At 63.5% G+C, this 13,141-nt stretch carries 14 protein-coding genes and 1 pseudogene; 2 read left to right on the forward strand and 13 right to left on the reverse strand.

Annotated elements, in window-relative coordinates:
- Positions 1 to 184: 184 nt before the first annotated feature.
- From GKC28_RS07030 to GKC28_RS07085, 12 genes and pseudogenes are all read right to left on the reverse strand, one after another.
- On the reverse strand, positions 185 to 631 hold the full coding sequence (locus GKC28_RS07030) for a molybdenum cofactor biosynthesis protein MoaE (RefSeq protein WP_174146195.1): 447 nt from the start codon (positions 629 to 631) through the stop codon (positions 185 to 187).
- 4 nt (positions 632 to 635) lie between these two features.
- Positions 636 to 881, reverse strand: a complete 246-nt coding sequence (gene moaD / locus GKC28_RS07035; protein WP_174146196.1) for a molybdopterin converting factor subunit 1 — start codon at positions 879 to 881, stop codon at positions 636 to 638.
- On the reverse strand, positions 881 to 1,552 hold the full coding sequence (pgsA, locus tag GKC28_RS07040; protein WP_174146197.1) for a CDP-diacylglycerol--glycerol-3-phosphate 3-phosphatidyltransferase: 672 nt from the start codon (positions 1,550 to 1,552) through the stop codon (positions 881 to 883). The genes moaD and pgsA overlap by 1 nt, the downstream gene beginning before the upstream one ends.
- A 162-nt stretch (positions 1,553 to 1,714) precedes the next feature.
- Positions 1,715 to 2,167, reverse strand: coding sequence for a hypothetical protein (locus GKC28_RS07045; protein WP_174146198.1), 453 nt, complete (start codon positions 2,165 to 2,167; stop codon positions 1,715 to 1,717).
- 197 nt (positions 2,168 to 2,364) lie between these two features.
- Positions 2,365 to 4,257 carry an excinuclease ABC subunit UvrC gene (uvrC, locus tag GKC28_RS07050; RefSeq protein ID WP_174146199.1) on the reverse strand — a complete coding sequence of 631 codons (1,893 nt, stop codon included), beginning with the start codon at positions 4,255 to 4,257 and terminating at the stop codon, positions 2,365 to 2,367.
- A 299-nt stretch (positions 4,258 to 4,556) separates the two neighbouring features.
- Positions 4,557 to 5,336, reverse strand: a pseudogene (locus GKC28_RS07055) (SDR family oxidoreductase); the annotation flags it as partial.
- A 30-nt stretch (positions 5,337 to 5,366) separates the two neighbouring features.
- Positions 5,367 to 6,323, reverse strand: a complete 957-nt coding sequence (locus GKC28_RS07060; RefSeq protein ID WP_174146201.1) for a calcium/sodium antiporter — start codon at positions 6,321 to 6,323, stop codon at positions 5,367 to 5,369.
- Positions 6,320 to 6,493 (reverse strand): hypothetical protein, encoded by a 174-nt coding sequence (locus GKC28_RS07065; RefSeq protein WP_174146202.1) that lies wholly within the window; start codon positions 6,491 to 6,493, stop codon positions 6,320 to 6,322. Before GKC28_RS07065 ends, GKC28_RS07060 begins: the two co-directional genes overlap by 4 nt.
- A 1-nt stretch (position 6,494) precedes the next feature.
- Positions 6,495 to 7,292: a S49 family peptidase gene (locus GKC28_RS07070; protein WP_174146203.1), complete on the reverse strand. Its 798-nt coding sequence runs from the start codon at positions 7,290 to 7,292 to the stop codon at positions 6,495 to 6,497.
- A gap of 311 nt (positions 7,293 to 7,603) precedes the next feature.
- Positions 7,604 to 8,365, reverse strand: coding sequence for an ABC transporter permease (locus tag GKC28_RS07075; RefSeq protein WP_174146204.1), 762 nt, complete (start codon positions 8,363 to 8,365; stop codon positions 7,604 to 7,606).
- Positions 8,362 to 9,321 (reverse strand): ABC transporter ATP-binding protein, encoded by a 960-nt coding sequence (locus GKC28_RS07080; protein ID WP_174146205.1) that lies wholly within the window; start codon positions 9,319 to 9,321, stop codon positions 8,362 to 8,364. Before GKC28_RS07080 ends, GKC28_RS07075 begins: the two co-directional genes overlap by 4 nt.
- Positions 9,322 to 9,432: 111 nt before the next feature.
- Positions 9,433 to 9,954 (reverse strand): CoxG family protein, encoded by a 522-nt coding sequence (locus GKC28_RS07085; protein ID WP_174146206.1) that lies wholly within the window; start codon positions 9,952 to 9,954, stop codon positions 9,433 to 9,435.
- A 208-nt stretch (positions 9,955 to 10,162) separates the two neighbouring features.
- Between GKC28_RS07085 and GKC28_RS07090 the strand changes: the two genes are divergently transcribed.
- Entirely contained in the window at positions 10,163 to 10,837 is a 675-nt protein-coding gene (locus tag GKC28_RS07090; protein WP_174146207.1) for an NAD(P)-dependent oxidoreductase, read from the forward strand.
- Positions 10,838 to 10,989: 152 nt separating this feature from the next.
- On the opposite strand, the gene pobA is transcribed toward GKC28_RS07090, so the two are convergent.
- Positions 10,990 to 12,171, reverse strand: a complete 1,182-nt coding sequence (pobA, locus tag GKC28_RS07095) for a 4-hydroxybenzoate 3-monooxygenase (protein WP_174146208.1) — start codon at positions 12,169 to 12,171, stop codon at positions 10,990 to 10,992.
- Positions 12,172 to 12,276: 105 nt separating this feature from the next.
- Between pobA and GKC28_RS07100 the strand changes: the two genes are divergently transcribed.
- On the forward strand, positions 12,277 to 13,137 hold the full coding sequence (locus tag GKC28_RS07100) for a helix-turn-helix domain-containing protein (protein ID WP_254604174.1): 861 nt from the start codon (positions 12,277 to 12,279) through the stop codon (positions 13,135 to 13,137).
- Positions 13,138 to 13,141: the final 4 nt, after the last annotated feature.

Here is a 13,141-nt window from a genome sequence, read left to right on the forward strand (position 1 = left end):
GCGCGCATGCCCTTGACGCGCCAGTCTTCAAACAAGCTCGAATTGGGCCTGATCGGCTGACCTGCCCTGTCAGGCCCTTTCAGCAAAAGGAAAACGCCGCGCAGAGCGCGGCGCCCGGCACAACAGGTGGAAATCATCTCTTGATGATTGAATGGCTGGCGGGAGCCCCTGCTCCGCCTCGGCCTCACCAGCGCTTCAGGGCGTCCTCGTCGGCATCCTTGGCTTCGACCCAACCGGTGCCGCCGCCTTCCAGAATCTCTTTCTTCCAGAACGGCGCGCGGGACTTCAGGTAATCCATCAGATACTCCGCCGCCTCAAACGCATCCTTGCGGTGGCGCGCCGCGGTGGCGACCATCATGATGCGCTCGCCCGCGGCCAGGCGCCCGTGGCGGTGAATCACCAATGCATCGGCCAGCGACCAGCGCTTCATGGCCTCCTGCGCTATTTCGGTCAGGGCCTTCTCGGTCATGCCCGGGTAATGCTCAATCTCCATCGCCTGAAGGCCGCCCTGATCGGCGTCCCGCACCACGCCGGTGAAGGTCACCACCGCACCCGCATTCTCGACACCCTCGGCGAAGGCATCACTTTCAGCCCCAAGCTCAAACGGAGCCTCCTGCACCGAGATCCGCATCGCTTCACCCCCCTGTCATCGGTGGGAAGAAGGCCACCTCGCGTACGCCGTCCAGGGGGGCGTCAAACTCCGACAGCTCCTGGTCCAGCGCCACCCGCAACGCCGACAGATCGGCAAAGGCGGCGGCGTAGCGGTCTTCGCGCCCGCGCAACTCCTCGACCAGATCCGCGACCGTGGCGGCAGTCGTTTCCACCCGCTCACGCGGCAGGCCGATGCGCTCGCGCACCCAGGCGAAATACAGAACATCCATCAGTGCGCCTCCTTCAGATGCGGCATCGCCTTACGCAGGTAGTCGATCCCGGTGATAGCCGTTAGGCCCGCGGCAATCCAAAGCAGCCACAGCCCGACGCGGCCGGTCCAGACCATGCCGTCAAACTTCCAGCGCAGGCCCATCTCATCAGAAACTTGCCCCGTCATGATCTGGTCGATCAGCGCCTGATCCATACCAAAGGAAGACATCACCAGATAGTGCTCGAAGATGCCCTGCGAGAAAAGCGTGGCAATGGCGATCATTTGGGCCGTGGTCTTCCACTTGGCGAGCTTGGTCACCTTCAGCGTGCCGGCGGTGTCGCCGAGGAATTCACGCAAGCCCGAAACGAACACTTCACGGAACAGGATCACCGTGGCCGGCAGCACCAGCCAGGGTGTCCAGTGCTCGGCGGAGTATCCCACCAGAATCATTAGCGCGATCACCACCATCGCCTTGTCGGCAATCGGGTCCAGCATCGCGCCCATCTTGGTTTCCTGCTTCCAGGCCCGCGCCAGGTAGCCGTCAAACCAGTCAGTGACCGCTGCAGTCACAAACAGCAGCAAGGCAAACCAGTCCGCATAGGGCCGGGTGAAATACAGGAACATCACGGCCAGGCCGGGTGCTGCGACCAGCCGCAGCAGCGTGAGGATATTGGGCAGAGTCCACTTCATGCCGCGCACATTATCCGGCTGTTTCAAAAGTGGAAAGCGGGCTTGGCTAAAATTCGGTAATAGCTGGGCACCGCGAAGCCGCGGCGGCAGGCGGTAATCAGACCAATGCACAAGCGAGGCGTGTTCTCTTCTTCCTTCGGAGGGATACGGCAGCGCCCTATATTATTCGCCACGGAGGCTTGAGTGGCGGAACGTCCGGTGCATCTCGCTCAGCCGGTACCGGTCGACTACGAAGTCTTTGTCTTTCTCGCGCATCCGATCTTCCTTGGCCATCCCCAGCGCGTCCGCCTCAGTGTCAGCCAGGCCTTTCCCCGTAAGCTTGTTCAACTCCTTGGCGATCTTCTCGCATTCCTTCTTGGCCTTATCTAAATGCTGCGCCTCATGGTCCAGGCAGCAGGCATAGAAACGGCAGCATTCGATCAGCGCCTGCGGCGGCGGCCCGCTATCAGAGCGTTTCGGGCATTTGGACGCCGTATGCAAAGTCAGCTTCAGCGCTGAGACCTGTACCGTCGCCTCGAACCAACCGGATTTCTTGTCAATCTTGGGCCTACCGTCCGCCTCGTTTTTGCCCGTGGCGGTCAGGCATTCCAATTCCGTGGTGGTGAGAAAGGCCACTTTCTTGTTGTCGCTGGGGTTTCTCGGCCCGCTCTTCTTGATGCTCTTGGCAATGTGGGGGAGTGTTTTTTCCTGACACCAGATAGGTGTAATAGACAACGGAATTGACAGTCTGCGAGACGGGAATAATTCCCCCGGGCAGAAAATCGCAGCCCTTCAGGCACAGCACGGTTTCCTTTTAGTCCAAAATCAACTGCCTAGCCCTGCGCGTGGAAGTGGTCGTAAATCCGTTCTGCCAGCGCCTCAGATATTCCATCCACAGCCTTGAGGTCAGCCAGATTGGCACGGCTCACCGCCTTGGCGCTGCCGAAATGCGCCAGCAGCGCGCGCTTGCGCGAGGCGCCGACGCCAGGCACTTCGTCCAGCGGCGTGGCGCTTACGGCCTTGGCGCGTTTGGCGCGGTGGGTGCCGATGGCGAACCTGTGCGCCTCGTCACGCATCCGCTGGATAAAATACAGCACCGGGTCGTTGCGCTGCAGCGCAAAGGCGTTTTCACCGGGGCGGTAGAATTCCTCCTTGCCGTGGTCGCGGTCGACGCCCTTGGCCACGCCCACCATCGGGATATCCTGCACGCCGTGCTCCTCCATGATCTCCGCCACCGCCGAAACCTGGCCGGCGCCGCCGTCAATCAGCAAGAGATCCGGCCACAGGCCCTTGTCCCGGTCCGGGTCCTCTTTCAAGAGGCGCGAGAAACGGCGGTTCAGAACCTCCTTCATCATGCCGAAGTCATCGCCCGGCACCAGGTCGTCGCCCTTGATGTTGAACTTTCGGTAGGCGTTCTTCATGAAGCCCTCAGGCCCCATCACGATCATGCCGCCCACCGCATTGGTGCCCTGGATATGCGAGTTGTCGTAGACCTCGATCCGCTGCGGCGGGCCGTCCAGCCCAAAGGCCTCCGCCAGCCCGCGCAGCAGTTTCGCCTGGGTCGCGCTTTCGGCCATGCGGCGGGCGAGACTTTCGCGGGCGTTGCGCACGGCAAAGGCCACCAGCTCTGTCTTTTCGCCGCGCAGGGGCACCAGCAGCTCGACCTTGCGCTCGGCTTTCTCGCTCAGCGCCGCCTCCATCAGGTCGGCGTTTTCGATACCGTCTGACAGGATCAGCTGCCGCGGCGGCTCCTTGTTGCCGTAGAACTGGCCGAGGAAGGCCTCCATGACCTCTGCCGGGCTCATGTCTGCATCCACCCGCGGATAGAAATCCTGGTTGCCCCAGTTCTGGTTGGCGCGGATGAAGAACACCTGCACGCAGGCCTGGCCGCCCTCCATGTGCAGGCCGATCACATCCGCCTCTGCCACGCCGCGCGGGTTGATGCCTTGCGAGGTCTGCACTTGGGTCAGCGCCTTGATCCGGTCGCGCAGCGCGGCGGCGCGCTCGAACTCCATCGCCTCAGACGCTGCCATCATCTGCTCCGCCAGCTCCTCCTGGATCTTGGTGGAACGGCCGGACAGGAAACGCTCGGCGTCGCGCACGCTGGCGGCGTAATCCTCTTCGCTGATCAGCCCGGTGCAGGGCGCGGTGCAGCGCTTGATCTGGTACTGCAGGCAGGGGCGCGTGCGGGTCTCGAACATCGAATCCGAGCAGTTGCGCAACAGGAACGCCTTTTGCAGCTGGTTGAGCGTCCGGTTCACCGCGCCTGCGCTGGCGAAGGGGCCGAAATAACTGCCCTTCTGCTTGCGGGCACCGCGGTGTTTCTTGATCTGCGGAAAGGCATGATCCTTGGCCACCAGGATATTGGGGAAGCTTTTGTCGTCGCGCAGCAGCACGTTGTACTTGGGCTTCAGCTGCTTGATCAGGTTCTGCTCCAGCAGCAGCGCCTCGGTCTCGGTCCGGGTCGTCAGGAACATCATCGAGGCGGTGAGCGCGATCATCCGCTCGATCCGCGGGCTGTTGCCGGGGCGGGTATAATTCGACACCCGCGCCTTGAGATTGCGCGCCTTGCCCACGTAGAGCACCCGGCTGTCCGCATCCAGCATCCGGTAGACACCGGGCGAAGCGTCCAGAGTTTTCACATAATCCTGGATCACTGCATAGCCAGTGCGTGCAGGCGAATCCGGAGCTGTATCGGAAGGCTGGTCGATCATGCGCCCAGACATATGATTCCCTGCCCCTGGCTGCAATGTTTGCCTGTCAGGATCAAGAGCGGGAAAATCCACGGAAGCTGTGGATAACTACGGAGATATCTTTGGGCTATCCCGCCTTTTCTCTTATTTCAGAGCAGTTTTGGACGAATGCCTAAAATTTAGGCGCTGAACTAAGCTGCTGATTCAATGGGAAACTTTTCCCGCAACCTGTCAAGGTTTTGAAAAGAAAGGTACTTTTGTAACGCTTCCGTGACGGCAGGTGAGCCGGTGCAAAACTTGCAGCAAAAGGGGCGGTTTTATCGCTGTTTGCGTCACTCAAGCCCATCGCTGTCCGGGGTCCTCCAGCACAGGTGCTGGCCGCCATCCACGCAAATCATCTGGCCCGTCACCGCCTTGGCCTGCAGCAGGTAGCTGAGCGCTGCTGTCACGTCTTCTGCATCTGCCCCGCGCTGCAGAATAGTAGCCCTGCGCTGGCGGGAGAACTGCTTCACGCTCTGCCGTGGTCCCTGCAGGGTCGGGCCTGGGCCGATGGCGTTGACACGGATTCGCGGGGCCAGCGCCTGTGCCGCCGTCTGCGTCAGTGTCCACAGCGCCGATTTGGCCAGGGTGTAGCTCATGAATTCAGGCGTCAGCTTGCGCACCCGCTGGTCGACCATGTTGACCGCCAGCCCCCAGGCGCGCGGCTCGCCGCCCGCATCCATTTCTACCGGGACTTCTTGCGCTGCCATCGCCTGCAGCAGAACGAAAGGGGCCCGCAAGTTGCTGTCCAGATGCCGGTCCCAGCTGCCTCGGGTTGCCGTGCACAGGGTATCATGCTCGAACACGGAGGCATTGTTTACAAGGCAAGTGATGGGTCCACCCAACGCCTCGGACGCGCGCGGAAGCAGAGGCTGTGTTTGATCCTCCTTCTGAAGATCCGCCTGCAATGCCGCAGCCTGACGGCCCATCGCGCTGATCTGCGACGCCACCGCCTCAGCTTCCTCCGCCGAGGTGGCATAATGCACAGCCACGTCATACCCCCGCGCCGCCAGTTCCAGCGCCATGGCCCGGCCCAGCCGCCTGCCCGCTCCGGTCACCAATGCCCGCATCTGCGCCTCCCTGCTGCTGCCGTTGAAACAGAGTTAGAACAGGACGAAGAGATAGGCCAGATACAGCACGGTCAGAATGCCGCCCCAGATGCGGGTGATGTCCTGCTTGAAGAAGACAAAAGGGATCAGCAGCAGCGAGGCAGTCAGCATCACCCACAGGTCGAACCGCAGGAACTCCGGGTCTACGCTGATCGGACCGACAAAGGTGGCAATGCCGATGATGGCCAGCAGGTTGAACATGTTGGAACCGATCACATTGCCCAACGCCACATCGGCCTGGCGGCGCAGGGCCGCCATCACGGTAGTGGCCAGCTCCGGCAGCGAAGTGCCGATCGCCACCAGTGTCAGGCCGATCACGGTTTCGCTGATCCCATAGGTGCGCGCAATGATGCTGGCATTGTCCACCAGCAGGTCAGCCCCCAGCGGCAGGCCGATCAGGCCCAGCAGCAGATAGATGCAGACCCGCCAGTACGGCATGTCCGGGTCGGCTTCCTCGATCTCTTCCAGGTCCGTATCCGCGGCACAGCCTTTGCCGTTGCGCCGGTGGTTGCGTGCCTCGTGAAAGGCTATGCCCAGCACCCCGGCAAGCGCGGCCAGCAGAATCAGGCCGGACCAGATGGTGAAGGTGCCGCAGAAGGCCAACCCGATGAACAGCACGGAGGCCCCGAGCATGAATATGTAGTTCTTGCGGGTGCTGCATTCGCTGGTGTGCAGGGCGCGCATCAGTGCGGGAATGCCCAGCACCAGCAGGATATTGGCGGTGTTCGAGCCCACCACGTTGCCCAGCGCGATACCGTCTGCCCCCTCATGCACAGCACTGATGGCAATGAGCAGCTCCGGCGCCGAGGTGCCGAAGGCCACGATGGTAAGGCTCACGATCAGCGCAGGCACCCCTAGCCGCAGGCTGAGGTTCACCGCACCGCGCACCAGCGCGTCACCCGCCAGCAGCAGGATCACCAGACCAAGCGCCGAGTACAGCCATGGCATCATTTGCCACGATCTCCTTTTCTACAGGCGCACGGCCCCTTGCCGATCTTGAACCGGCCGCATGACGGGCAGCGCCTGGAATTGATTTGCTTCTGGCCGGGAAACCGCAGCTTGCCGAACATCGCAAGCACAGCCATCACCACCAGAAAGATTGCAACGATCTTGAACAGCACGTCAGAGACCGAAACGCGCGTATTCGGCACGCTCCTCGATCCCGGCCAGCGCGTCCTGCGCGACCTGCATGCCGAAGCGGCTCCAGAACGGTTTTTTCAGGCCGTAGCGGCGGAAGCGGACCTTCTCGCCGAACCGTTCCTGCATTTTGGGTTTCAGATGGCCGATGCCGTCGATCAGCCCCAGCTCCTCGGCCCGGCGCGCCAGCCAGATCTCGCCGGTGAACAGGTCTTCATCGCTGTGCAGCTTGGACCCGCGGCGTTCGGTGATATGGTCGATGAAGTTGGCGTGGATGTCGTTCAGGATCACCTTGAGGCGTTTGACATCCTCGGGCTTCTCCGGACGGAACGGGTCCAGCATGGACTTGCTCTCCCCCGCGGTATAAACCCGCCGCTCCACGCCCTGGCGGGCCAGCAGCACATGGGCGCCAAAGCCAGCCGATATGACCCCGACCGAACCCAGCACGGAGCTGGCGTCGGCCCAGATCTCATCCGCAGCCGCGGCCAGCCAGTAGCCGCCGGAAGCGGCCACGTCCTCGACAAAGGCATAGACCGGGATGTTCATTTCCTCGGCCAGGCGGCGGATGCGGGCGCCGATCATCGAGCTTTGCACCGGCGAGCCGCCGGGAGAGTTGATTTCCAGCGCCACCGCGGCGGGCTTGCCCTTGCGGAAGGCGCGCTCCAGCACCGGGGCCAGCGCGGTATCGCTGAGGGAGCCGCGGCCTGGCATGCCGATGGCGCCATTGAGGCGCACGACTGCCACCAGCGGCTGTCTTTTCAGGAAAGGCAGGCGAAATCTCATGGCGCCGATGTAGAGGGCCGCCCGGGGTGAAACAAGGTGCGCGGTATTGGGAATTGGCGTGAAATGCAAAAACCGCCCCGCCGCGGGCATAATTGCAACGCTGGTCTGCGCCTGCAAATAGCCCGGATGCTCTCCTGCCCGCCAGTCCTGCAGCTTGCAGCTGCCGCCTTACCATCAAGTCACGCGGCGCTTGCACCTAGCTGCCCGCGGAACACCCGGCACGCGGCACGCGTGCCGGGCCCAACCGTGACGGGCGCCCTGCGGGTGTCCGGAGCGGGCGGGAGCGCTTTGTCTTGCCTGCAATGCCCGGATCAGGCCCGGATGCGCCAGCCGGTTTTGAAGATCCACCAGATCACTGCCATGCAGGCCAGGGTAAAGCCGCCGATTGCACCGAGGCTCAGCAGCACCGGCACATCCGCCTGGCCGAAGAAGGCCCAGCGGAAGCCGGACACCAGATAAACCACCGGGTTGAACAGGGTGATCGTCTGCCACACCGGCGGCAGCATCGAGATCGAATAGAAAGACCCGCCCAGGAACACCAGCGGCGTCACCACCAGCAGCGGCACCAGCTGCAGCTGCTCGAAGTTCCCCGCCCAGATGCCGATGATGAAGCCCATCAGCGAGAAGCTGAGACAGGTCAGCACAAGGAACGCCACCATTGCCAGCGGGTGCTGGATGGACAGATCGACAAACAGCGACGCCGTGCACAGGATCACGGTGCCGATGAACAGCGACTTGGTTGCCGCCGCGCCGACGAATCCCGCGACCACCTCAAGGAAATTGATCGGCGCCGACAGGATCTCATAGATATTGCCGATGAATTTCGGGAAGTAGATCCCGAAGGAGGCGTTCGAGATGCTCTGGGTGATCACCGACAGCATCACCAGCCCCGGCACAATGAAGGCGCCGTATTCGACCCCGTCGACCTCCTGAATGCGGCTGCCGATGGCGCTGCCGAACACCACGAAGTACAGCGACGTGGACAGAACCGGCGAGATGAAGCTTTGCAGGAAGGTGCGCCAGAACCGCGCCATTTCCGCCCTGTAGATGGTGGCAACTGCTGTCCAGTTCATGCTGCATCTCCCGAAACAGCCCCGCCTGAGGCTTTTCCGCCTGAAACCAGGCCGACAAAGATGTCCTCCAGGCTGGATTCGCGGGTCTGCACGTCTGCCAGCACCAGACCGGCCTCCGCCACATCGTTCAGAAGCGTGGTGATGCCCGTCCGTTCCGCCCGGGTGTCATATGTGTAAAGCAGCGCATCGCCGCCGTTGACGATCTGCAGGTTGTGCTGCGCCAGCGCCGCAGGGATCGCGGTGACCGGTGCGGTCAGCTGCACCTCCAGCTGCTTCTGCCCCATCCGGGCCATCAGCTGCTCCTTCTCCTCGACCAGCAGAAGCTCACCGCCGGTGATGACCCCGACCCGGTCGGCAATCGCTTCGGCTTCCTCGATGTAATGCGTTGTCAGGATGATGGTGACCCCGTCCGCCTTCAGCTCGCGGACGATCCCCCACATGTCCTTGCGCAATTCGACGTCGACACCCGCGGTCGGCTCATCCAGAAACAGGATGCGCGGCTCATGCGCCAGCGCCTTGGCGATCAGCACGCGCCTTTTCATGCCGCCCGAAAGATCCATGATCCGGCTGTCCCGCTTTTCCCACAGAGACAGTTTGCGCAGCACGTCTTCCACCAGCGCCGGGCTGGCAGGCTTGCCGAACAGGCCGCGGGAGAAGGTGACCGTGTCCAGAACCTTGGTGAAGGGCTCCAGCGTGATCTCCTGCGGCACCAGCCCGATCAGGGCACGCGCCTGCCGGAACTGGCCGACATTGTCGAACCCGCCAACGCTGACACTGCCGGAAGTCGCGGTGGTTATACCGCAAATGGTTGAAATCAGGGTGGTCTTGCCCGCGCCATTGGGGCCGAGCAGTGCCAGGATTTCACCTTCTTCAATATCCAGCGAGACGCCTTTCAGCGCCTGGAAGCCGCCATCGTATGTTTTGCGCAGATCGCGGATGGACAGGATCGCTGCCATGATGCCTCCGGGATGGTCTCAAATCCGGGCCACCCTAGCGGCGGTCTGCCGCATCTGCCAGCCCTGCGCCGTGGATCGGTCCGCAGAATGGCCTGTGCGCCAGTGCAGGGGTCAGCCGCGCCCTGTCACCTTGCTGAACCAGCCCTTCTTTTCTTCACCCTCTTCCGCTGTATCGCCATCCTGGCTTTCCTCTTCCGGCGCCAGATGCGCCTGCAGGTTGGCAAAGAACTGATCCGCCATCTTCTTGGCAAAGCCGTCGATGATCCGGCTGCCCAGCTGCGCCAGCTTGCCGCCGACCTTGGCCTCCACGTCATAGGACAGCAATGTGCCGGTTTCCGACGGCGCCAGCGTCACCACCGCACCGCCTTTGGCGAATCCCGCCGCGCCGCCCTTGCCCTCGCCGGAGATGGTCAGCTTCTCGTTTGCAGCCAGATCCGACAGCGTAACCTTCCCCTTGAAGGTGGCTTTGACCGGCCCGACCTTCTGAGTGACCGTGGCCTCGAACCCGTCTTCCGGCGTGCCGACCACTTCCTGCGCGCCGGGCACGCAGGCCTGCAGCACCTCCGGGCTCAGCAGCGCCGCATAGACGGTTGCGGGGTCAGCGGCGATCTCTTTTTGGTCACTCATCTGCATGGTGAAGCCTCCCTGGCGCTTGCTTGCGGACTGTTCCAGACCTAGCCCCCTGCTCCGCCCCTGCCAAGCCTGCAGTGACATTCTGGCATCTTGCGGCCGCTCCCGGCTTTCTTGCCGGCGGCGGTTTAGCCGATTTTATCTTGACGTCAAGATTTTGCGCCATTATCTCGACATCAAGATAAATGCAAAGCCAACACAGGAGCACACCATGAAGATCATTCTCTTTGGCGCCACCGGAGACGCCGGCGGTGCAGCATTGCAGGCGGCCGTTGCCCGCGGCCACCAGGTCACCGCGGTTGCACGCCGCCCGCAGGCCCTGGCGGCGATCAGCCCGCTGGTGACACCGCTGGCACTGGATCTGCTGGCAGAGCCGCAAGCTGCAGCAGACGCCGCCGCGGGCCACGATTTGGCCATCAGCACCCTGCGCCCGCCCGCTGGGCGCGAGCCGGACATGGTGCCGCTGACCCGCACTGCGCTGGCGGCGGCACGGCAAGCCGGGATCCCGGTTCTGGTCACCGGCGGCGCCGCAACGCTGAAACTGGCAGACGGCAGCGGCCACACGGTGCTGAGCGCACCGGGCTTCCTGCCCGGCAGCGTCCGCCCGATTGCAGAGGCCTGCGCCGCGCAGGACGCGCTGCTGGAGGCGGAAACAGAGGCGCAATGGACCTGCCTGCGCCCGCCCGCGATGCTGACGGAGGGGCCGCAGACCGGCAGCTACCGCTTCGGCACCGACACGCTGGTCACCGATGCAAAGGGCAACTCGCAGATTTCCTTTGCCGATTTCGGTGCGGCGCTGCTGGATCTGGCCGAAACCCCGCGCGGCATCCGGCAGAAGCTTACCGTTGCGTGGGGTGCTCCCGCCCCCGCCCTGGCGGCCGGCTGACGCCGCCCTTGGGCCAGCGTTGGGCCGGGCAGCACGCGGCCGCGTGCTGCAGCGCCGCGCGCCAGCGCGGCGCCGGGCCCGCGGCTTTGCCGGGCAAAGCCGCGGGTGCCGTTCGCTCGCCCGATGACCGGATCAGCCGCAGGACAGCGCCCTCAGTAGGGCAGCCCGACGTAATTTTCCGCCAGCGACACCTGTGCCGCCTCTGAGGAAAACAGGTAGTCCAGTTCGGCCCGCTGCAGCCGCAGGTCTGTCTCCGACCCCTCCGGCGCCCGGTGTAGCAGGTTGGTCATCCACCAGCTGAACCGCTCCGCCTTCCAGACCCGGGCCAGCGCCTTTTCCGAATAGCCGTCCAGCCTGGCACTATCGCCGTTCAGGTAGTGGTCCAGGAACCCATGGTAGAGGTAGTGAATATCGGATGCCGCCAGGTTCAGCCCCTTGGCGCCGGTGGGCGGCACGATATGGGCTGCGTCACCCGCCAGGAACAGATTGCCGTACCGCATCGGCTCGGCCACGAAGCTGCGCAGGGGGGCGATGGATTTCTCGATCGAAGGCCCGGTCTGCAGGCCAGCCGCCACGTCCTGCGGCAGCCGCCGTTTCAGCTCCTCCCAGAACGCCGCATCGCTCCAATCCTCCACGCGGTCGGTCAACTGCACCTGGATGTAGTAGCGGCTCAGCACCCGGCTGCGAAGCGAACACAGGGCAAAGCCGCGCTCATGGCGGGCATAGATCAGTTCCTCAGCCACTGGCGGTGTTTCCGATAGAACCCCCAGCCAGCCAAAGGGATAGACCTTCTCATACTCTTTCAGCACATCGGACGGTATCGACTTGCGGCTGACCCCATGAAAGCCGTCGGCGCCGACAATGAAGTCGCACTCAGCCCGCTTGGCCTCGCCGCCATGGTCCCAGGTCACATAGGGGCGCGCTTCGGTCAGCGCCTGCGGCTGCACATTCTGCGCCTCGTGAATGACCATGCCGCCCATCGCATCCCGCGCCTCGTAAAGGTCTCGCGTCACTTCGGTCTGGCCGTAGACCATCACCGTGTCGCTGCCAGTGTGCTTTGCCAGGTCAATCCGGTCCAGCTGCCCCTGATGGGCGATATGGAAGCCCTCGTGGATTTCCCCCTCGCGGTCCATGCGTTCACCGCAGCCCGCTTCGCGCATCAGGTTGACGAAACCATGCTCCAGCACGCCTGCCCGGATGCGGCCCAGCACGTGCTCCCGCGTGTGCTTCTCCAGCACGATCGAGGTGATCCCCTTGCGGTGCAGGAGCTGCGACAGCAGCAGCCCCGAAGGCCCGCCGCCGATGATGACAACCTGTGTCTGATGCGTGGGCATGCGCGCCCCCCTGATCGTTTGATTGTATTCGTGCGATAAGGATTATGCACCAACCGCTGGTGCCTGCGAATGGACCAAGCGCGCCAATACTTGTACATATCAAACATGACACGTTCACCGAGCATAAACAGCTACAACCTGTTCGGCGAAACCGCTGAACTGGCTGATGTGCTGCACATAGAGACGATCCGTGCGCGTTCGGAGCTGCATGACTGGGAGTTGCGGCCGCACAGGCATGCCAGGCTTCATCAGCTTCTGATCCTGACCAGCGGCGGCGGGGCGGCGGAAATTGACGGTATCAGCCATTCCCTTCACCCGCCCTGCCTGATCAATGTGCCGCGCGGCGTGGTGCATGGGTTCCGGTTTGGCGCGGGCACCAGCGGCTGGGTGATTACCCTGGCCTCCGACCTGCTGGACCAGAACCTGACGGCGGGCGAAGGGGTCCGGGCCGTTCTGGACCTGCCCGCCGTTCTAGCGCTGCCGGAGGGGCTTCAGGATCTGGCAGAGCAGCTTTTCAACGAGTATGGCCACCGCGACTTCGGCCGGGCGCAGATGCTGCGCGGGCTGGCGCTTTCGCTCACCGCGGCGGCTGCACGCGCCATCGCCGCCGGTCAGGACGCCGCCTCGCATTCCGCTGCCAGCCCGCTGTTTGCCCGCTTCGAGGCGCTGGTGGAGCGGGATTTCCGCCTGCGCCGCCCGCTGGCGGAATATGCGGCGGAGCTGGCTGTTTCACCAACACACCTGAACCGCATTGCCCGGCAGGCCACCGGACAGCCGGCCTCCGCCCTGGTCAATGACCGGGTGCTGCGGGAGGCGCGGCGGCTGCTGATTTACACCAATCTGACGGCTGCCCAGATCGCTTATGAACTGGGGTTCAACGAACCCGCGCATTTCAGCCGGGTCTTTGCCAAGGGCACCGGAATGCCGCCACGGAAATTCCGGCAGCGGCTTGCCGGAAGCGCTTAAGCCG

Source organism: Leisingera sp. ANG59, from assembly GCF_013317235.1.
Taxonomy (GTDB): Bacteria; Pseudomonadota; Alphaproteobacteria; order Rhodobacterales; family Rhodobacteraceae; genus Leisingera.

Coding starts and splice junctions, on each gene's coding strand:
- GKC28_RS07060 (WP_174146201.1), bottom strand. CDS start 6,323: ATGATGCCATGGCTGTACTCGGCGCTTGGTCTGGTGATCCTGCTGCTG.
- GKC28_RS07070 (WP_174146203.1), bottom strand. CDS start 7,292: ATGAGATTTCGCCTGCCTTTCCTGAAAAGACAGCCGCTGGTGGCAGTC.
- GKC28_RS07100 (WP_254604174.1), top strand. CDS start 12,277: ATGACACGTTCACCGAGCATAAACAGCTACAACCTGTTCGGCGAAACC.
- GKC28_RS07030 (WP_174146195.1), bottom strand. CDS start 631: ATGCGGATCTCGGTGCAGGAGGCTCCGTTTGAGCTTGGGGCTGAAAGT.
- GKC28_RS07090 (WP_174146207.1), top strand. CDS start 10,163: ATGAAGATCATTCTCTTTGGCGCCACCGGAGACGCCGGCGGTGCAGCA.
- GKC28_RS07080 (WP_174146205.1), bottom strand. CDS start 9,321: ATGGCAGCGATCCTGTCCATCCGCGATCTGCGCAAAACATACGATGGC.
- pgsA (WP_174146197.1), bottom strand. CDS start 1,552: ATGAAGTGGACTCTGCCCAATATCCTCACGCTGCTGCGGCTGGTCGCA.
- GKC28_RS07075 (WP_174146204.1), bottom strand. CDS start 8,365: ATGAACTGGACAGCAGTTGCCACCATCTACAGGGCGGAAATGGCGCGG.
- GKC28_RS07085 (WP_174146206.1), bottom strand. CDS start 9,954: ATGCAGATGAGTGACCAAAAAGAGATCGCCGCTGACCCCGCAACCGTC.
- pobA (WP_174146208.1), bottom strand. CDS start 12,171: ATGCCCACGCATCAGACACAGGTTGTCATCATCGGCGGCGGGCCTTCG.
- uvrC (WP_174146199.1), bottom strand. CDS start 4,257: ATGTCTGGGCGCATGATCGACCAGCCTTCCGATACAGCTCCGGATTCG.
- moaD (WP_174146196.1), bottom strand. CDS start 881: ATGGATGTTCTGTATTTCGCCTGGGTGCGCGAGCGCATCGGCCTGCCG.